The 19,605-nt window shown below is 45.7% G+C and carries 17 protein-coding genes; 9 read left to right on the plus strand and 8 right to left on the minus strand.

Annotation, left to right across the window (positions count from 1 at the left end):
- Positions 1-12 precede the first annotated feature (12 nt).
- Positions 13-780, plus strand: a complete 768-nt coding sequence (locus tag IAQ59_RS16440; protein WP_209331932.1) for an XRE family transcriptional regulator — start codon at positions 13-15, stop codon at positions 778-780.
- 251 nt (positions 781-1,031) lie between these two features.
- On the opposite strand, the gene IAQ59_RS16445 is transcribed toward IAQ59_RS16440, so the two are convergent.
- Positions 1,032-1,805: a hypothetical protein gene (locus IAQ59_RS16445; protein WP_209331933.1), complete on the minus strand. Its 774-nt coding sequence runs from the start codon at positions 1,803-1,805 to the stop codon at positions 1,032-1,034.
- A 130-nt stretch (positions 1,806-1,935) separates the two neighbouring features.
- Between IAQ59_RS16445 and IAQ59_RS16450 the strand changes: the two genes are divergently transcribed.
- Positions 1,936-2,550 (plus strand): 2OG-Fe(II) oxygenase, encoded by a 615-nt coding sequence (locus tag IAQ59_RS16450; RefSeq protein WP_209331934.1) that lies wholly within the window; start codon positions 1,936-1,938, stop codon positions 2,548-2,550.
- A 4-nt stretch (positions 2,551-2,554) separates the two neighbouring features.
- Here IAQ59_RS16450 and IAQ59_RS16455 read toward each other — a convergent pair whose 3' ends face one another.
- Both IAQ59_RS16455 and IAQ59_RS16460 read right to left on the minus strand, forming a co-directional pair.
- Positions 2,555-2,974, minus strand: coding sequence for a DUF2141 domain-containing protein (locus IAQ59_RS16455; RefSeq protein WP_209331935.1), 420 nt, complete (start codon positions 2,972-2,974; stop codon positions 2,555-2,557).
- On the minus strand, positions 2,971-4,074 hold the full coding sequence (locus IAQ59_RS16460; RefSeq protein ID WP_209331936.1) for an AMP-binding protein: 1,104 nt from the start codon (positions 4,072-4,074) through the stop codon (positions 2,971-2,973). The genes IAQ59_RS16455 and IAQ59_RS16460 overlap by 4 nt, the downstream gene beginning before the upstream one ends.
- Before the next feature lie 129 nt (positions 4,075-4,203).
- Here IAQ59_RS16460 and IAQ59_RS16465 point away from each other — a divergent pair, with 129 nt between their 5' ends.
- Complete coding sequence (locus tag IAQ59_RS16465; RefSeq protein ID WP_209331937.1) at positions 4,204-5,040, plus strand: 1,4-dihydroxy-2-naphthoyl-CoA synthase; 837 nt, start codon at positions 4,204-4,206, stop codon at positions 5,038-5,040.
- A gap of 2 nt (positions 5,041-5,042) precedes the next feature.
- On the opposite strand, the gene IAQ59_RS16470 is transcribed toward IAQ59_RS16465, so the two are convergent.
- The 3 genes from IAQ59_RS16470 to IAQ59_RS16480 form a co-directional block, all read right to left on the minus strand.
- A complete protein-coding gene (locus IAQ59_RS16470; RefSeq protein ID WP_209331938.1) occupies positions 5,043-6,263 on the minus strand; it encodes a porin in 1,221 nt (406 codons plus the stop codon).
- A 132-nt stretch (positions 6,264-6,395) separates the two neighbouring features.
- Positions 6,396-8,657, minus strand: coding sequence for an aconitate hydratase (locus tag IAQ59_RS16475; RefSeq protein ID WP_209331939.1), 2,262 nt, complete (start codon positions 8,655-8,657; stop codon positions 6,396-6,398).
- 160 nt (positions 8,658-8,817) lie between these two features.
- Positions 8,818-9,840: an acyl-CoA reductase gene (locus tag IAQ59_RS16480; RefSeq protein WP_209331940.1), complete on the minus strand. Its 1,023-nt coding sequence runs from the start codon at positions 9,838-9,840 to the stop codon at positions 8,818-8,820.
- Positions 9,841-10,074: 234 nt separating this feature from the next.
- Here IAQ59_RS16480 and IAQ59_RS16485 point away from each other — a divergent pair, with 234 nt between their 5' ends.
- The 5 genes from IAQ59_RS16485 to cas6 all read left to right on the plus strand — a co-directional run bounded on the left by IAQ59_RS16485 (position 10,075) and on the right by cas6 (position 14,277).
- The gene (locus IAQ59_RS16485; protein WP_209331941.1) at positions 10,075-10,422 is read left to right on the plus strand and encodes a 4Fe-4S binding protein; all 348 of its coding nucleotides are present in this window, start codon (positions 10,075-10,077) and stop codon (positions 10,420-10,422) included.
- Positions 10,423-10,596: 174 nt separating this feature from the next.
- Positions 10,597-10,941, plus strand: coding sequence for a DUF3276 family protein (locus IAQ59_RS16490; protein ID WP_209331942.1), 345 nt, complete (start codon positions 10,597-10,599; stop codon positions 10,939-10,941).
- A gap of 148 nt (positions 10,942-11,089) precedes the next feature.
- Entirely contained in the window at positions 11,090-12,181 is a 1,092-nt protein-coding gene (locus IAQ59_RS16495) for an AI-2E family transporter (RefSeq protein WP_209331943.1), read from the plus strand.
- A 7-nt stretch (positions 12,182-12,188) separates the two neighbouring features.
- Entirely contained in the window at positions 12,189-13,286 is a 1,098-nt protein-coding gene (ychF, locus tag IAQ59_RS16500; protein ID WP_209331944.1) for a redox-regulated ATPase YchF, read from the plus strand.
- Positions 13,287-13,395: 109 nt separating this feature from the next.
- Positions 13,396-14,277, plus strand: coding sequence for a CRISPR-associated endoribonuclease Cas6 (gene cas6, locus IAQ59_RS16505; protein WP_209331945.1), 882 nt, complete (start codon positions 13,396-13,398; stop codon positions 14,275-14,277).
- Positions 14,278-14,321: 44 nt separating this feature from the next.
- Here cas6 and IAQ59_RS16510 read toward each other — a convergent pair whose 3' ends face one another.
- Complete coding sequence (locus IAQ59_RS16510) at positions 14,322-15,551, minus strand: type IX secretion system plug protein (protein ID WP_245189660.1); 1,230 nt, start codon at positions 15,549-15,551, stop codon at positions 14,322-14,324.
- Positions 15,552-15,629: 78 nt separating this feature from the next.
- The gene (gene abc-f / locus IAQ59_RS16515; protein ID WP_209331947.1) at positions 15,630-17,561 is read right to left on the minus strand and encodes a ribosomal protection-like ABC-F family protein; all 1,932 of its coding nucleotides are present in this window, start codon (positions 17,559-17,561) and stop codon (positions 15,630-15,632) included.
- A 228-nt stretch (positions 17,562-17,789) separates the two neighbouring features.
- Here abc-f and typA point away from each other — a divergent pair, with 228 nt between their 5' ends.
- Complete coding sequence (typA, locus tag IAQ59_RS16520) at positions 17,790-19,601, plus strand: translational GTPase TypA (protein WP_209331948.1); 1,812 nt, start codon at positions 17,790-17,792, stop codon at positions 19,599-19,601.
- Positions 19,602-19,605 lie beyond the last annotated feature (4 nt).

Genomic DNA, 19,605 nt, shown 5'->3' on the forward strand with positions numbered 1-19,605 from the left:
AAGGGAGTGGAAATGTATCTGGCTACAAATATCAGGTTTCTCCGACAGCAGGCGGCAATGACTCAAGAGGTATTGTCAAATCGCCTGGGCATAAAGCGGACAATGATTTCGGCTTACGAGGATGGTAGGTCGGAACCAAAGCTAGGCGGGTTGATGATACTTGCAGAGGTTTTTGGTGTAACAGTCGATGAGCTGCTTACAGTCGATCTTTCAAAGAAAGGTAGGCGGGTGGCAGCCGATATGAATCTTAAAATCCTCGCAATTACAATTGATAGGGATGAGCGAGAAGGGATTTGCATGGTCAGTCAAAGGGCCGCCGCCGGATACCTAAATGGCTATTCTGACACGGAATATGTGGGTAATTTACCCCAGTTTCACCTACCCAATCTGCCCAAAGATAGAACTTACCGGGCTTTCGAAATTAGTGGGGACAGTATGCTTCCCGTTCATCCCGGTACGATTGTCATTGGGGCTTACGTCGAGTCACTTCGGGAGGTGAAAAGTGCCCGAACTTATGTGTTGGTAACCAAAAGCGAGGGGGTGGTTTATAAGCGGGTATTCAATTACCTGGACGAGAGAGGGAAGTTTTTTTTGGTTTCAGATAATGAAATCTACAAGCCATTCGAACTTGACCCCTCCGAGCTGTTGGAGATATGGGAGGCGAAGGCTTTCATCAGTACTGACTTTCCAAGACCTCATGGACAGAATCCCTCCATTACGCTTGAGGAAATTGCGGAGATGATCCGAGATTTGAAAGCGGAGGTGACTAAGACCAAATAAAAGCGCTCCGTACTGCCGTTGGTGCAGCAGGTCGAAGCTTGCAATCGTCCGGTAGTCGTGAATCATCGGCAAAATTTATTCTTTGCTTCTTGGGCGGACTGGTACGAATGGAAGTCAGGCTTCTGCGATTTTGGCCCGTTGGTTGTTTCCATTCCCTGAGCGGATAAATCCAAGTCCATCACTTTTCAATCGGCTCACGTCAATGCCTGTTGTTTTCTATTTTTGTGGTCTTTTTCGCCGCAAGCATCTCTTTAAGTCGCCGGCTTATTCATATTTTCAAAGTGTTTCTGAATCTGCCCTTTGGCATCAAAAGCATCGTCCAAGTTGTGCACACCCTTGCTGAAATCATGCCATAGGCCATCGCCCACATCGATGTAGTTTCCCCGCTTGGTAGGTTCAGATGCTTTGGCAATTTCATAATCATAGTCCGGGAGATAGATATTGGCAAGTAAATCCTTTGCTTCTTCCCATCCCAAGCTCAGCGGCGAGCCGTTTAGGGATAAGTCTATTTTTCGGGTAGCAAATTTAACCGTCATATCGTAAAGCCACACATGATCGGTGGTAATGGATTTGAAGCGAATCTGAAGAGGACTTTCCCGTTTGCTGACTTCATAGATGGCTTGGACAAATTCTTGGGCAAGGTACTGCCACTCATTTTGGTTGGAAGGAATACTTCTTACAAGTTTACCGTGTAGATCCTTGGCAAGTAGCCGGATGCCTCCATTATCGCCCAATTGCTTTTGGTTAGACCATTTACTTTGGGAGTATAGTTTCTTGAAAGGAGCTTCCCAAATCTTCGGGATCTCGCCAACGAATTTGAAATCATCTTCCAGTGTAAATCCTTCGTTGGTGATTTCCGCTTCGGAAAGCTCTTCTCTGTGGAGATAAGTCAAGTCAAACTGAGTGTTGACGAAATTCCGATCGAAGCTGAGCTTTAGCTTATAAACATGGTTGAAGGGAGGCGGAATGTCGCCCGTGCTGTAGTCCAGTTCCAGTCGTATGATATCCTCCGATTTTAGGTGCATGCCAGATAGTTTTTTTCCGAAGGGACAAAATTAGCCCATTGCCACTAAAAATGTTGCGTAAAAGGAAATTTAGTGTCGTTATATTTGTAGCCTAGTTTAGGGATTTCGTATGCAAGAGGACGGTCAAATCATGGGTGAACAGAATAGCTTTATTGCCCAATCACTATATGAGCGGGGATGGGTAGTGGTAGATCATTATGTCCCAGAACCGTTAAGAGTAGCCTTATCCCAGGAAAAACGACAACTCCTATCCCATGGAGAATTCCGTCATGCAGGAATTGGCAAGGGGGATTCATTTGCCATTCGGCCGGAAATACGAAGCGACAAGGTTTTCTGGATGGATGAATCCGACCTATCGCAGACACAGGCCGCTTATTGGAAGCTTATGGACGAACTGAGGCATACGATCAATCAGCGGTGCTTTTTGGGGCTTCGTTCGTTTGAATGCCACTTTGCCATTTATCCTCCCGGATCATTCTATCTTCGTCATTTAGATCAGTTTCAGGCAGTTAAATACCGGGTTGTAACGGTGATTTTATACCTTAACGATGACTGGAAGGAAGACGATGGAGGTGCCCTGCGGATTTATCTACCCGCAACGGACGGAGAGGAGTCCTACACCGACATTCTGCCGGAGAGTGGGAGATTGGTGGTATTCCTGAGCGGGGAAATCCCGCATGAAGTATTGCCTACCGTCAGGGAACGTGCCAGTATTACCGGCTGGTTTCGGGATGTGGCCTATTAAACATTTATAGTCTCATTCGGATGGACATTTTTCTTGGTGCTTCCTTCAGGGTAAAAGCGGCTTTTTCAAAGGCAGGAGGGCCGAAAACACCTCGGACATCGTTTGAAAAGCCATAAGGGTCTTTTGGGATTCCAAAGGGTCCGGTTCTAAAAAGCCCATCACCATCGTGGTCATGAAAAGTAGAAATAGCGTAGATACCTACCGGTAGACCTTTGATGGACAAATCTGCTTTGCCGTTACTTATGGGGACTTTGAAGCTGCGATAGGCTTTGGATGGAGTATTTGGAAAACCATCCGGCTGATTGAAAAGAAGCACATGTACGGTGCCTTCGTTGTGCGGCAGATGGGTGAAAGTTACATTGAAATGACTGTTGATAGGTGTACTCATGCAGAAATACAGGATCAAAAAGACTAACTGATTCATTTGAGGAAAGGTTTCAGGGTTTCCGGTTTGTTGATTTTGGATGATGAGGTCATCTTGAAGGTGTCAACGGTGAAAATCTGCTTAGGGATGTGGTATTTGGGAAGATGAAGGTTGATGGTGATTAAAAAATCATTCAAATCTGGATTTTTGGTTGTCACCCCTTCCGTGACCAATAACAAGGCTTCGCCGAGTAAACTGTCAGCTACCTTCCAGATAAAGTACCGATTATGTGGAAAATATTTCCGCCAGTAGGGCTCTATTTCCGCCTCAATCACCTCCGGATAGAGCTTGACTCCCCCCGAGTTAACGACGAAATCTGCACGCCCCTGCCATTCAAAGGTATTGTCGCCTACAAAGGTTACCACATCCTTGGTATAGATTGTTTTGGCAATCGCCATTGGGGCTTTTATGACCAAAGTACCGGATTCAGAAAGGGATAGCTTGACTCCCGGTAGGGCCTTATAAAGGAGTGGCCCGGGTGCTTTGAGGTCAGCCAAAGCAATGTGAGACACCGTTTCCGTCATTCCAAAGGTCTGATAAACCCGCCCTTTTAGTGACTTTGTTTTTTGCCGCAATGTCGGAGGCGTCGGGGCGCCGCCAACGAGTAGGTTGGCTATTCGATTTAGCATCTTAAATCCGTCCGCATTTTCCAAGCTTGCCTGCAGCTGCATGGGTACCACGGCACCGAAGTCGATGTCCATATCGCTGATAGGGCTGCTAATGACCGAACTGGGAGTGCTTAGAAGAAGAAGGCCCTTCCATTCCATAGCCCGTACTAGCATCATTTTGCCGGCTATCATATCCGTGTTTAGATTACACAGTAGCACACAGCCTAATCGGAGGCCCAGTTGCTTTTTAGTCGCAGCTGCGCTTTTGCGCATCAGTTCCCGGTGTACCCGGATTTCTTTCGGAGGGCCGGTAGATCCGGAAGTATTCAGGGTAAAATACTCCTGTCCATTCAGCCATTGTTGGCAAAAGCGTAGCGCAGATTCCCAGGCTTGATCGTCTACTTTCCAATCTCCACGCCTTATTTCATCGAAGGTGAGTAAATTGGAAGGGGTAATAACCAGTTCTCTTATTGTACTGCGGTAGGAGCTCAATCTTATTAGGGATTATGGATTATAAAAGCGTTGTCAAATTCAGCTGAAATCACCTCCTGAGCGAATCACTAGTCAAAATTCGCAAAAAATTCATGCAAGGCTATTATCTTGCACATAAAAATTACGATCATGATCCATTGGAAGACGGTAAAGGAGTTTGAAGATATCACGTATAAGAAAAGCAACGGGGTTGCCCGGATTGCGTTTAATCGTCCAGAAGTACGAAATGCATTCCGACCAAGGACTACCAGCGAATTATACGATGCTTTTCTGGATGCCCGGGAAGACACATCAATTGGGGTGGTGCTGCTTTCAGCAGAAGGGCCGTCACCCAAGGACGGCGTGTATGCGTTTTGCAGCGGAGGGGATCAACGTGCGCGAGGGCATCAGGGGTATGTGGGAGAGGATGGCATGCATCGATTAAACATCCTAGAGGTACAGCGTCTCATCCGTTTTATGCCAAAGGTGGTCATCGCAGTGGTTCCGGGATGGGCTGTGGGAGGAGGGCATAGCCTCCACGTGGTCTGTGACCTGACGATCGCAAGCAAGGAACATGCGATTTTTAAGCAAACCGACGCAGACGTGACGAGCTTTGATGGCGGATATGGTTCGGCTTACTTGGCCAAGATGGTGGGCCAAAAGCGAGCACGAGAGATCTTTTTTCTTGGCAGAAACTACAGTGCGCAAGAAGCCTATGATATGGGCATGGTCAATGCAGTAGTCCCTCACGCCGAATTGGAGGACACCGCTTACGAGTGGGCGCAAGAGATACTTGCCAAGTCTCCAACGTCCATTAAGATGCTAAAATTCGCTTTTAACCTGACCGACGATGGACTGGTGGGTCAACAAGTCTTCGCAGGGGAAGCTACCCGATTGGCGTACATGACCGAAGAGGCAAAAGAAGGAAGGAATGCATTTTTGGAAAAGCGCAAACCTAACTTTAAACACATCAAGTGGATCCCTTGAGTCTAAATGCCGAATTCGACTTGAAAGGTTCCTGTAACGCCGGATGACAGACCCTCAATGGAGGAGGTTCTTTCAACCCATCGGTAGCCAAAGTTTGCTTGCACCTTGATCCGATGGCCGTTTAGGTATCGGGTGAACCCGAGCAACAGCTCGTCGATATCGGCCTCTAGGGACTGCAGTTGTTCCTCCGTTGTGATGAAAGCATATCTTATTGCCAGTTCACTCTTACGGGAGACCATCTTGCTCACTTGATTATTTATTCCATAGCCAACGTAAACGTGTCGGGTCAACCCCTCCGCATTTTCGGTGATGGGGTTGGCCGTGCTTCGTTTCATGTATTCCGAGGAGATCGCCCATCCAGCATATTTGAACACACCGTCAATAATAAGACTGTTCAGGTTTCGGTCTTCGTAAAGTACCAAGCCCGTTTGCCCTCCGGCTCTAATGGCTTTGTGGTTTCTGCTGACTGTGGCCGCTATCGATAGTTTAGGTTTTTGTTCAAACTGTATGTCTCCCTCTGAATAATCACCGTTATTCAGGAATTTTCCAAAGGGAAGAAACTCCAACCTGCCGGTGTAGGCAAATCCATCGTTGTTGTTAAATGCATTTCTCCCCTGTCCGGTACTGATTGCTCCCTTAATCATCAGTAGGGACTCCTCCATTAGGGGTTGTGTATAATATCCGAAGATTCCAAAGTCTCTATCGATGTTGAAAAATGCGTTGGCGATTGATCGATCGGCAAACTGCAGGTTTCCAGAGCTTACTACCCGTTGCCGGTTTCCGGGAAGTTTGGATTGGCCAAAGCCCACGTAAAACCGATCAGAGAACGTATAATATACGATGGCGTCTCGCAGTGCTTGTGCAGTGCTACCGGACTCCAGGTCCATATCTGATCTGGAAAAGGCCATTTGAATATAATATTGGATTTTTGGATTTAGCACATACCCATCCAGTCGCAGCCTCAGCCGCCTTACCTTCATGTCATACATGTCCACGGAGAAATTGTCCCCTCGGATATTGTTGTATCCGGCTCTGTTCTGAATACGGAATCGAAGGTTCAGCAGAAAGAGGGAATCTTTCTGGAATCCCAGGCCTTCATTGGTGTTAATAAGTGCTCGTTCGTCTGACTCTACTTTTTGAGCAAAAGCCCCGTTGAAGGCGGAAACAATTAGGGTAAAAATTAACAATAGAAGGCATTTTGGGATGCCTGTGGTAATCTTCATGGTAATAGGATTAAGGTATTTACGTGCAGGTAGTACTAAAAACAACGGTATTGGACTACGAGGGAGCTATGATAATAATAAAAGCCAGGTTCCCAATGAACCTGGCTTTCGAATGGATTTAACTCCAGGGTATCAAATTCCTGCTTTGATCAAATTAAGTGCTGACCCTGCCTTGAACCAGCCGATCTGTCCTTCATTGTAGGTGTGATTTACGCTGATTTGGTGCTTGGAGCCGTCTGCATGGTTTAGCACCACCGTCAATGGCGTTCCGGGTGCAAAGGTCTCCAGTCCAACAATATCGATCTGATCGTCCTCCTGGATAAGGTCGTAATCAGCTGGATTGTCAAAGGTCAACGCAAGCATGCCTTGCTTCTTTAAGTTGGTCTCGTGAATACGGGCAAACGACTTTACCAGGATGGCGCGAACGCCCAAGAAACGTGGCTCCATCGCTGCGTGCTCTCTGGAAGAACCTTCCCCATAGTTTTCATCGCCAACTACAATGGATCCCACGTGGTGGAGTTTGTATTGGCGCTGAACAGCAGGTACTTCACCATACTCCCCGTTGAGCTGGTTTTTCACTTTGTTGGTTTCACCATTAAATGCGTTCACTGCGCCGATTAGCATGTTGTTGGAGATATTATCTAGGTGACCCCTGTACCTCAACCAAGGACCGGCCATTGAAATGTGGTCTGTGGTACATTTTCCCTGAGCTTTGATCAAAAGTTTCAAACCTTTAAGATCCGTACCTTCCCAAGCCGCAAATGGCGCTAATAGCTGTAGTCTGTCTGAATTAGGGTCCACTAGAACTTCAACTTTGGAACCGTCTTCTGCAGGAGCTTGGTATCCGGCATCTTCCACGGCAAACCCTTTGGTAGGTAGCTCCAGACCCATTGGCTCGTCAAGCATCACATTTTGCCCTTCTTCATTTACCAACGTATCTTTCATGGGGTTAAACGTTAGGTCTCCCGCGATTGCCATGGCAGTCACGATTTCCGGGGAAGCCACAAAAGAGTGGGTGTTCGGGTTGCCGTCCGCCCTTTTGGCAAAATTCCGGTTAAATGACGTGATGATAGAGTTTTTTTCCTGCTTTTCAGCACCGTGTCTCGCCCATTGGCCGATACATGGGCCGCAGGCGTTTGCTAATACGACACCCCCCATGTTCTCAAATATACCTAGAAAGCCGTCTCGTTCTACCGTAAACCGAACCTGCTCAGAGCCAGGTGTAATGGTGTATTCAGACTTGGCTTTCAATTTTTTATCTACCGCTTGTTGTGCAAGCGACGCTGCACGGGAAATGTCCTCATACGATGAATTGGTACAGGATCCAATCAATCCCACTTCCAATTTTTGCGGCCAGCCGTTTTCTTTTACGGCTTCGCTGAATTTTGAAAGAGGCCACGCTAGGTCTGGCGTGAATGGGCCGTTAATGTGAGGCTCCAGTTCTGAAAGGTTGATCTCAATGACCTGGTCAAAATACGTTTCAGGATGCTCATATACCTCTGTATCGCCTGTTAAATGGGCTTTGATTCCGTTGGCCAAATCCGCTACCTCGGCTCTACCTGTACCACGCAAATAAGCTTCCGACTTTTCGTCGTACCCAAAAATAGAGGTCGTCGCTCCGATTTCAGCTCCCATATTGCAGATGGTGCCTTTTCCGGTAGCCGACAGGGATCTAGCCCCCTCGCCAAAATACTCCACAATACTGCCTGTTCCACCTTTCACGGTCAAAATACCGGCCACCTTTAGGATTACGTCCTTTGCAGAGGTCCAGCCCGAAAGTTTTCCCGTTAGCTTCACTCCGATCAATTTAGGAAACTTAAGTTCCCAAGGCAGTCCTGCCATTACGTCGCAAGCATCCGCACCTCCTACACCAATGGCAACCATACCCAGTCCCCCGGCATTTGGTGTGTGGGAATCGGTACCGATCATCATGCCTCCAGGGAATGCATAATTTTCCAAGACTACCTGGTGGATGATTCCAGCTCCAGGTTTCCAAAATCCCAGTCCATACTTGTTTGAGACGGAAGCTAGGAAATCATAAACTTCTTTATTTTTATTTTTTGCTTTTTCCAAATCGGTACTAGCGCCTATTTCTGCTTGGATCAGGTGATCGCAATGCACGGTAGATGGAACAGCTACTTGGGATCTCCCCGCCTGCATAAACTGCAACAGCGCCATCTGGGCGGTGGCATCTTGCATAGCTACCCGGTCAGGCTGGAAATCCACGTAGTCCTTGCCTCGCGAATAGGCTTGGTCTGCATCTCCTTGAGACAAGTGCGCATAAAGGATTTTTTCGGTCAGTGTAAGCGGTTTACCCACTGCCTTTCGGGCTGCTTCTATTTTTGCCGGAAATCCAGCATACACAGCCTTGATCATTTCTATATCGAATACCATTGGAAATGTATTGTAGTTATGTTGACTTGAAAACTCAATTTCCCGCAAAGATATAAAAATCAGCCAAAAAAATCTGTTTGAACACTCCCTTTAGGTTATTTATAACGAATAAAGCCAAGTCAAAGGCCGTGGAAAAAACGGCACGCTCGCTGATAGGCAATCAGTTCAGAGAAAGGAGGAATTTAAGTGTGTCTACGTTGTCTGCATAGTCGGATAGCCCGGGACACTGTGCCATCCCGAAATCCACTGAGCCTTGAAGCCATCCATTTTTGCTGACAACACACTGAATGCGGTCAGCGGCTGATTTCAACACCTGTTTCAGACTTACTAGGTCATCATAATAGCTGTAATTTACCACGGAAATAGGGGATACCCAGTCATCCGACTCCCGCATCAGTAGAACCCCGTTGTCTAGGTGTGGTTCCTTGTTGACAAGGTATATTGATTTATTGTAATCGTAATTGTTGGCGTATTTGTGGTGGTCCATTACTTGTTTCATGCTTTCCGAGGCATTTAAAAAATCCAATACCTGCTGATAGTCTCTGACAAAGATCTTGGAAACATTTCTGCACCCTAGCCCGAAATACTGGAGCACGTCGTTGGTCAGCTTTTTGAAATCTTCAGCGCTCTCTTTTCCATTTAGAACGGCAACAGAACTGCGGTTTTTTCGGATAATATGCGGATACTGCCCAAAATAGTACTGAAAATAACGTGCAGAGTTATTGCTGCCGGTAGCGATGTAGGCGTCCATCCCCTTCAATCGCTCAGCCCATTGGATTTGATTGGAAAACCTTGGTTCTACGGTCAGTAACTTTGCTATCAGCCAGGGTATCAAAACGCTATCCGTCGAACTACATTTGATGTGGGCTACATGTCCAGAAACCAATACACAAAGGAGGTCGTGAAAACCGACTCCCGGTATGTTCCCTGCCATTACCAATCCGATGGACTTCGGATGCTTGGGAAGCATTATAGGGTAGGTTGCAGCCCATTCCGTTAGCTTTTCCGAATGCAAAAAAAGGCGGATTCCGTTCAGCGCTAATTTGGTCTGATGGGGTGTAAACCAAGGGTTGTTGCCGGTCACTTGGCTGAAAAGCGAGTCCAGTTCCTCGGAAGGAATGTTATCGAGCAGGTTTCCCAGCGTAGCAAATGCCTGAATCCGGTGTTCCAACGTAAAGCTCATGGGAAGAAGTTAGCAGATGGTTTAATTGAGTGGAGATAAATCCTACTATACGTTATAGCGTTTGGGGCAAAGGTATTTAATCCCCGTCAAAAATCCTTATTGAGTCAGTCAATCCTTTTTTATTTCGTACAACAACTAATGTAGGTGAATATTTTAGGCTTTTCCAAAACCAAAATGTTTGTTGAATTGTATTATGGTTAGTAGTTTTGCAAACAACTTAAAAGATGAATTGAGATGGCTATAATGATAACAGATGAATGCATCAACTGTGGTGCATGCGAACCGGAGTGCCCCAATACGGCGATTTACGAAGGGGGCATTGAGTGGACATGGGCTGGCGGGACCAATTTGAAAGAGGTTACCTTGGAGGATGGTTCTGTGATCGATGCGACGGAAAAGCAAGATCCGGTATCAGATGAGTTTTACTATATTGTAACGGCAAAGTGCACTGAGTGTACAGGGTTTCATGAGGAGCCTCAATGCGCTGCCGTTTGCCCCGTAGATTGCTGCGTAGACGATCCTGACCACCGAGAGTCGGAGGAAGATCTGCTGGCAAAAAAGATTTATATGCACGGTGAGTAGGGGGCTGCTTTTGGTCGGTAAAGTACGTACAGACCTAAAAAATTGTGTTTTCTAGTTAGAATTTTGTTGGTTGTCACATTTTGATCAAAAAAAAATTGCTGTTTAATTTGAATTTAACCTTTGTTTTGGTTTATCTTGCTGCTGAATTTATTTTTGATAAAAAAAAGTAGGAAAGTGGAAGACAACAAGGATTACGACAGAGACGAGATCTTCTCGAAAAAGGTAAAGGCAGGTAAAAGGACTTACTTTTTTGACGTGAAATCAACTCGTTCTAACGACTATTATCTCACCATTACAGAGAGTAAGCGTAAGATGCGGGAGGAGAGTTTTTTTTATGAAAAACACAAAATCTTTCTTTATAAGGAAGATTTCAACAAGTTTCTCGAAGCACTGCAACGGACGGTGGATCATGTAAAAAACGACCTTATGCCTGAGGTAGACTTCACCCAGTTTGATCTTGGGTCAGATTCCTCAGACGATGATTCGGATTCGTTCAAGGATGATTTGAAGTGGGATTGATCCCCAAAAGTTCTGATCTCCTCATTGCGTAAAAGGTGAATGAGGGATCACCTTTTTTGGTAGATGGACTCCCGATAGTTTAAGGCACTTACAATTACATTGCTTGGGTGGTGGCATATTCCGAGTGCATTTTTGTATTTTTGGAGTTATGAACAGGGTAGTCGTAAAATCTTTTTTTGGTCTGTTGTTGATCTTGGTACTTGGCTGGTATTTTTCGAATATCAGTCTCTATTTTGTTTTTTCGATGGTTTTTGCAGCGATACTACGCCCGATGACCAATCGCATAAACAGTCTCTATCTTATGGGGCAGCCGGTGCCTCGCGCATTGGCCATATTTATTTCCTTTGCTGCGGTAATCGCGTTAATTTCGTTTTTGGTTTTCTTGTTTATACCGCTTTTCAGGACTCAGTTTATCCTGTTAAACGAATTGGATATCACCTATTTATATGAGCAGATTCAGCAACCTGCAGCCTACGTGGAGAACATCTTGATTCGATACAATTTGGTGATGAACGAGCCGGGGTTTTTGCTGGCACTGATCAGGGAGAATTTGCTGAGCAGCCTCGGAGGTTTGGATATTCAGGGCTTTGTCAATCAGTTTATTTCAGCCACAAGCACGCTGCTGATCGGCGTTTTGGCTATTTCGTTTATCACGTTTTTCCTGCTTTTGGAAAACGGTCTGTTGCGAAGGAATATCATTGATTTTGTTCCCAATGCCTATTTTGAACTTGCTGTTTCGACTTTTCACAAAGTGGAGCGGTTGTTGTCCAATTACCTTATTGGGCTGTTGGTACAGATGACGGCGATATTTTCCATCGCGGCCATTGGGTTGCTTCTTATGGATGTGGAGTATGCGATGAGCATTGCTGTATTTGCAGCGGTGGCCAATTTGATCCCCTATGCGGGTCCCATACTCGGTGCATCCTTTGGTATTTTAGTTGGGCTTTCCACAGGAGATTTTGCAATGGCCACGGAGGTCTACCTCTTCCTTGCCAAGGTGCTTAGTGTTTTCGCTGTGGTTCAACTTTGTGACAACATTCTTTTGCAGCCGATGATCTTTTCTAAATCGGTAAAAGCCCACCCTCTTGAAATTTTTGTTGTTATCTTTGCCGGGGCAAAAGTTGCCGGTGTCATGGGAATGGTCTTTGCTATCCCTGTATATACCATTTTCAGGGTTTCTTTTAAGGAGTTTTACAAAGGGTATAAAGATTACCGAATATTCAAAATAGATAATATTTAATTGATTCATGGGATTAAAATGTGGGATCGTCGGGTTGCCTAATGTAGGAAAATCAACCCTATTCAATGCATTGTCGAGTGCGAAGGCTGAGGCAGCCAATTTTCCGTTTTGTACGATTGAACCCAACGTAGGTGTGGTCACCGTACCTGATCGTCGATTACAGGTGCTGGAGGCCCTTGTGAATCCGCAGCGTGTACTCCCAACGGTTATCGAATTTGTAGATATTGCCGGTTTGGTAAAGGGGGCGAGTAAAGGTGAAGGATTAGGCAATAAATTTCTCGCCAATATTCGGGAGGTGGATGCGATCATCCACGTAATTCGTTGCTTCGATGACGACAACATCGTACATGTTGCAGGAAGTGTAGACCCGCTGTTTGACAAGGAAGTGATCGATACAGAGCTGCAGCTAAAAGATTTAGAGTCTATCGAGAAAAAGATTCAAAAAAACGAGAAGATCGCTAAGTCCGGAGACGCAAAGGCGAAAAAGATCCTCAATACCTTATTGACATTCAAAGAAGGCTTACTTGCCGGTAAGAATGCCCGGGCAGTGGAGGTGGAAGAAGAAGATTTGGAGGCAGTGTACGATCTCCATCTTCTGACAATCAAACCTGTGCTTTATGTGGCCAATGTTTCTGAACAGGAAATCAATTCAGGAAATAGCCACGTGGAAAAGCTTGCGGAAGTTGCCAAGTCCGAAGGGGCTGATGTTGTCGTGCTGTGTGCGGCATTGGAGGCCCAGATTGCTGAGTTTGACGAGGAGGAAGAAAAGCAAATGTTCTTGGCCGAGTATGGGTTGGAGGAAAGTGGCCTAAACCGACTGATCGCTGCTGCCTATAAATTATTGAACCTGATCACCTATTTTACCGCCGGTGTTCAAGAGGTCAGGGCCTGGACCATCAAAAAAGGATGGAAAGCACCGGCAGCTGCAGGCGTGATTCATAGTGATTTCGAAAAGGGCTTTATCAAAGCAGAGGTAATTAAGTTACCTGACTATGAGCAATACAAAACAGAGGCAGCATGCAGAGAAAACGGAAAAATCGCTATTGAAGGGAAGGAATACGTGGTCAAAGACGGTGATATTATGCATTTTCGGTTTAACGTCTAAAAATATTGAAATTTTATTGTTAAGTTTGTTGCAACTTATTCACCCAAAAATTAGTTATCCGTTTATGAAAATGTGCAAAATCATTGTTTAACTTTTCATTTTTACCGTCGTGAGAATCAGATTAATATTTTCATTAAAAAACAAAGGTGCATACTTGCCCTTCCATCACCAGTATATACTGGCGCAATTCCTGAAAGGACTAATCGTCAAAGGAGGGAATGAATTGTTTTTCAACTACAATTACTTCAACTTCTCTGGTCTGAAAGGTCAAACCAAAGTGAGTAGAAGCGGCTTGCATTACTACTCTAGCCTGGTAACTTTGGTGCTTTCAGCACCTGACCAAGAGTTTCTGGACTACTTATTGGAGCAAGTATTCAAGACGCCGAAGATTGAGTTGGGAAACCTAATCCTGTCACCTGAGTATACCGAAAAGGAGACCGAACCTGTGCTGGAAACCGCCAACAAGTTTGTTTGTATCTCTCCCTTGGTTCTGTTGATGCCCACCTTTGACGACGAGTCAGGGAAGCGCTTCATCAACCCGGATACTGACGAGTTCTCGGATTTGCTGTATGAATCTACGCTCACTCGGATGGAAAAGTCCGGCTGGTATACCCAAGAGCAAATGGAGTCTTTCTATAAATTTCAGGTCGTCCCGGACATGAATTACGTGAACAAGCTCAGAGAGCAACAAAAGAAATTTGCGCGTATCTATTCGGTTTATGACATGGATGTTAAGTATGAGGTAAGGGGCTATACGCTTCCATTTACACTTTACGCAGCAGAAGAAGTCCAGGACTTTGTGTTTAAATGTGGCTTGGGAGCGTTTACACATAAGGGCTTTGGCATGCTTGATTTGGCGAATAACGTTCCGAGTCAACGTACCGAATCGTACAAATTCAAGCGTGAAGGCTTTGTTCCATACCGGCAGCATATCAATGAAAATCTCCCAAAACGAGAAGATGGGGATCTGCCTGACTCCAACGAGGAGTAGTAATCATAAAAAAAGAGAGAAGAAGACCTTCTCTCTTTTTTTATTTAAAACCGTCTTTTATTGGGATTGATCAACGAATAACCGATGAGTTCATCGTACCTCGAACCCATCTCCCGGTAGTAAAAGTAAATTTCGTATTGATTTTCTGTTTGAAAATGGGAGCCTTCAAACGGGGCAGTTTGCCATCCATCTTCGGATTTTAGTCCAAATTGGTAGTCGTACCAACCTTGCTTGAGAAACAAAGTGGATTGGTAGCATTCTTTTTGAGGGTTGTAGCTCATTTTTGCATCGGGCACTGTTCCCCATTGGGTCAGCGCACCCAATATGTAGGGGGACTCAGGGAGTTCAGGTGACTTTAGATTAAAAGTAACCAATATGTATTCACTTTCCAGGTTGTGGTTCTGCCGTTCTACATTCATGATTACGTACTGACCGTTCAGATCCAGGTATTCCAAATACCCTTGTCCATCCCGGCTTTCGTCTATACCTGCTTCTGCAAATACCACATCTTCCTCCATTTTGACCGAAGCAACGTTACGGCCTCTTGTTCGAACGTATCGTAGGTCGATAAACCGGAATTCGTTTCCCGCCTGGAAGGTGTTGCTTCCGTCAAACAATCGGTAATCTATCTGCCTCAGGTCTTCCCGTATAAACGTGGGCTTTAACCCGTAGACTGCTTGGTCCCAGCGTTGGTTTTGACGAATGACGATTTTGCTATTGTTGATGGGATCCAGTAGTTCGCGGTTACTATAGTTGATAAGCACGTCTATTTGTTGTGAAGACTGTCGGTCTGAGGTATTGCTGGGGGGGACTACACTTGCCCCGATATTTACTTGGTTTTGAAAAACCATAAATCTTTTCGTAAATACGGTGTTGGCTTCGTTTCTTCCCCGATATACTTTGATGATGTAATTTCCGGATTTGGTGACAGTGGGGAGTGTGAACGTATAATGGATGTAGGGAATACGGGTATTGATGCCATATTCGTATTCATTGATGTTGAATTCATTGTACTGAGAAAGGTAGTCGGCTTCACGAAGTTTTGAAAGCGTCCAGTCAGCATTGCAATGAATAATTTTGGCCGAGTATAAATCTGCTTCATAGGCGATATCGTCAAACGTCAGCACCAAAGGTGCCGGTGCTTGAAGGGAAATAACCGGAGGGTTTGTTTGACCGGATAGGTCTGCCGAGGCCGGGAAAAGCCGGACCGTTTGGATGTTTTCGTCGAAAACCTTGTCTTCCATCGGCTTCTGCGCCATTAAACTCGTCTGCATCAGGAAGCAAATGAAAGGTAGAAAATAGCGTAGGGCCATGATTTTTTTTGTGTTATGGGACTATACAAGGTACTTTGCCTAAACCAATTCTGCCTGTAATTTTTCCACCTCGCCGGCTAATTCTTCCCAGGCTTCATTGAGGCTGGATTCCTTGGATAGTAACGATTGATAGGCTTGGTTTAGTTTTTCCAGGTCTTCTGCTTTATCGTACAGTGCTGGATCAGCTAGCCGTCCTTCCAATTCAGCTTTCTGGCTTTCGATAGCACTGATGTCCGTTTCCAGCGATTCCAATTCTTTTTCCTTTTGTTTGAGTGTTTTTTTAAGTTGGTTTTGTGCAACTTGATCCAGCGCCTTTGCTGGCGGACTGTCTTTTTTTTCTTTTTTGTCTGGCTCGGAGGAGGCGATTGGTTTGGCTACTTGCTGTTCAGACCAATAGATGTATTCATCGTAGGTTCCGGGGTAGACCTTGATTTGTTGATCCTCGATGTACCATATTTTGTTTGCTACTCCTTTGATAAAGTGGCGGTCGTGTGATACGGTGACAAAGGTGCCTTCGTATTGTTGCAGCGCCTGTATGAGGATGTTCACCGACTGCATGTCCAAATGGTTAGTCGGTTCATCCAGTAACAGGAAATTTGCTTCGGAGATCATTGTTTTGGCCAAAGCTACACGGGATTTTTCTCCTCCTGACAATACTTTGATTTTCTTAAACACGTCATCGTTGGTGAACAGAAAGCAGCCCAACACATTTCTAAGTTCAGTCTCCGACTTTTTACTGCCAGACTGGGCCAGTTCTTGGAGGATTTCGTTGTTGATATCCAGTGCCTCCAGCTGATGCTGCGCAAAGAAGGATTTTATGACGTTATAGCCTTCTTCTCGTTTTCCGTCTATCTTTTCAGATCCATCAATGATGCGAAGCAGCGTAGATTTACCTTTGCCGTTGGCGCCAATTAAGGCAATTTTATCGCCACGTTCGATTCTAGCGCTGGTGTTCTGGAGGATTTGGATAGGACCATAAGCTTTCGAAACATTTTCTAAAACGACCACATCCCTACCGGAGCGCTGGGTGAACTTGAACTTGAAATTTACCGAAACCTCATCACTCACTACCTCGGATACTCGCTCCATTCGTTCGAGTGCCTTGATACGAGACTGTACTTGGTTCGATTTGGTTGCTTTGGCCCGGAATCGTTCGATGAACTTCTCCGTTTGCTTGATCATCTGCTGCTGGTTTTCAAAGGCATTTTGCTGGATTTCCTCGCGGCCGGCTTTTTCTTTTTTGTAGAAGTCGTAGTTTCCTGCGTAGCTGGTAAGCGTTTCCCGGGACACCTCTACTGTGATTTCCGTGGCGTTGTTCAAAAAGGTTCGGTCGTGGGAAACCACGATTACCGCTCCTTCGTAGTTTTTAAGGTAGTTTTCTACCCACTGAATGGATGGTAAGTCCAAGTGGTTGGTGGGTTCGTCCAGCATCAGGAGGGAAGGTTTTTCCAGTAGCAGCTTAGCTAGCATAACACGCATACGCCACCCCCCTGAGAATGTCTTCAATGGACGGGAAAGATCGGCAGTCGAAAACCCTATACCCTCCAAGACCTCCTCCGCCTTGGCTTTGATGGTGTACCCTTCGTTTGCTTCAAACCTCTCTTGTAGACTGGCCAACTTTTGAATGATGGCATCGGAGTGGTCCGTTTCCATCTGCACCAATACCCGGTCTATTTCCGACTGAAGAGCCAGGGTTTCTTTGAAGGCCTCTAAGGCAACATCGAGTATGCTGTCCTCCGATTGATAGGAGAGTAAATCCTGGTTCAAAAAGCCGATAGTGCAGTCGTTGGATTTTTGCACATCCCCGCTGCTGGGAGCCAAATCCCCGTTGATGATCTTTAATAAGGTAGATTTCCCGGTGCCGTTTTGGCCTACCAAAGCAATTTTATCTTTTGGTCTGATATGTAATGACGCGTTTTCATAAAGAGCCCTGCCTCCTATGAAATAAGAAAGGTTGTTGATTGAAAGCATGGTGCAAAATTAGGAAAATCCACCCATATATCCTTCCGCTGCATTCAGCGGCAAGATGTCTCTGCTGCGAGGTATGTCGGTTACCCTAGTTTTGCCTCGTCTTTTCTCCGGATGCTGGCACAATATTTTTGATTGCGGATTTTTATGTTAGAAAAATCTCATTCCACTGATGCTTCAAGCTTTTTTCCGAATTTTATTCTTACTTTTGCACCTTAATTAAAAATCAACATGCAGAGTATCCGTAACATAGCGATCATCGCTCACGTAGACCACGGCAAAACGACACTCGTGGATAAAATCATCCACGCTTCCAAAATCTTTCGGGAAAACCAACAATTTGATGACCTGATACTGGATAACAACGATTTGGAAAGAGAAAGGGGTATCACCATTCTTTCGAAGAATGTATCCGTTCGGTACAAAGACGTTAAAATCAATATTATCGACACGCCCGGTCACGCCGATTTTGGCGGCGAAGTAGAACGTGTATTGAAGATGGCAGACGGGGTAATTCTGCTTGTTGACGCATTCGAAGGCCCTATGCCGCAGACACGATTCGTTTTAGGGAAAGCCCTGGCACTTGGGTTGACTCCTATCGTAGTGGTGAATAAGGTTGACAAAGAGAATTGTCGTCCGGATGAAGTACATGAGGCGGTGTTTGACCTGATGTTTAATCTGGATGCAACCGAGGAACAACTGGATTTCCATACGCTATACGGTTCCGCCAAGCAAAATTGGATGGGGCCGGATTGGCAAAATCCTACCGATTCTATCCTCCCCTTACTGGATGCCATCGTGGAATGCATCCCAGAACCAAAAATCGAGGAAGGTACCCTGCAGATGCAGATCACTTCCCTGGATTTCTCCAACTTTGTAGGCAGAATCGCCATTGGCCGGGTAAAAAGAGGATCCATCAAGGAAAATGCCCAACTAACACTCTGTAAATCTGACGGAAGCCTGAAAAAGGTAAAGGTGAAGGAGTTGCACGTTTTTGAAGGATTGGGTAAGGTAAAGGTTTCTGAGGTATTAGCAGGGGATATATGTGCGGTCACCGGCATCGAAGACTTTGAGATTGGAGACACCTTAGCCGATTTGGAAAACCCCGAGCCACTTCCTCGTATTTCGATCGATGAGCCTACCATGAACATGCTTTTCACGATCAATAACTCGCCTTTTTTTGGCAAGGAAGGCAAATTTGTGACTTCCAGACACCTGAGGGATCGATTGTTTAAAGAGACAGAGAAGAATTTGGCCTTGAAGGTTGAGACCACCGATTCCGAGGATAAGTTTTTGGTCTACGGGCGAGGCATTCTTCACTTGTCGATCTTGATAGAAACCATGCGGCGTGAGGGATACGAACTACAGGTAGGCCAGCCGCAAGTGATTTTTAAGACGATTGATGGGGTGAGAAACGAACCTATCGAAACACTTTCCGTAGACGTACCTGAGACTACCGCGGGAAAAGTGATCGAGTTGGCTACCCAGCGTAAAGGAGAGCTGTTGGTCATGGAGCCGAAGGGCGACCTACAGCATTTGGAATTTAAGATTCCTTCCAGGGGGTTGATTGGTTTGAGAAACAATGTGCTCACAGCCACCCAAGGAGAAGCGATCATGAATCACCGTTTCACTGCCTACGAACCCTATAAAGGCGCAATACCGGGCAGGATTAATGGTTCACTAATTTCCATGGAGGGAGGACCTTGTACCGCTTATGCCATAGACAAATTGCAGGATCGAGGGATCTTTTTTGTCGATCCGGGAGAGGAGCTTTATGGTGGACAAGTAATCGGTGAGCATACGCGCGATAATGACATCGTGGTAAATGTGCAAAAGGGCAAGAAGCTGACAAACATGAGGGCTTCGGGTTCAGATGAGAATACCAAGATCGCACCTGCAAAGAAGTTTTCCCTAGAGGAGGCGATGGAATATATCCAAAAGGACGAGTACCTGGAGATTACGCCAAAAAGCATCCGGATGCGGAAGATCTACCTGGATGAAAACGAGCGAAATCGCAAATCGAAAGAGCAGCAGGCCGTTTGATAGC

Origin of the sequence: Lunatimonas salinarum (assembly GCF_017811155.1) — a bacterium.
GTDB lineage: Bacteria > Bacteroidota > Bacteroidia > Cytophagales > Cyclobacteriaceae > Lunatimonas > Lunatimonas salinarum.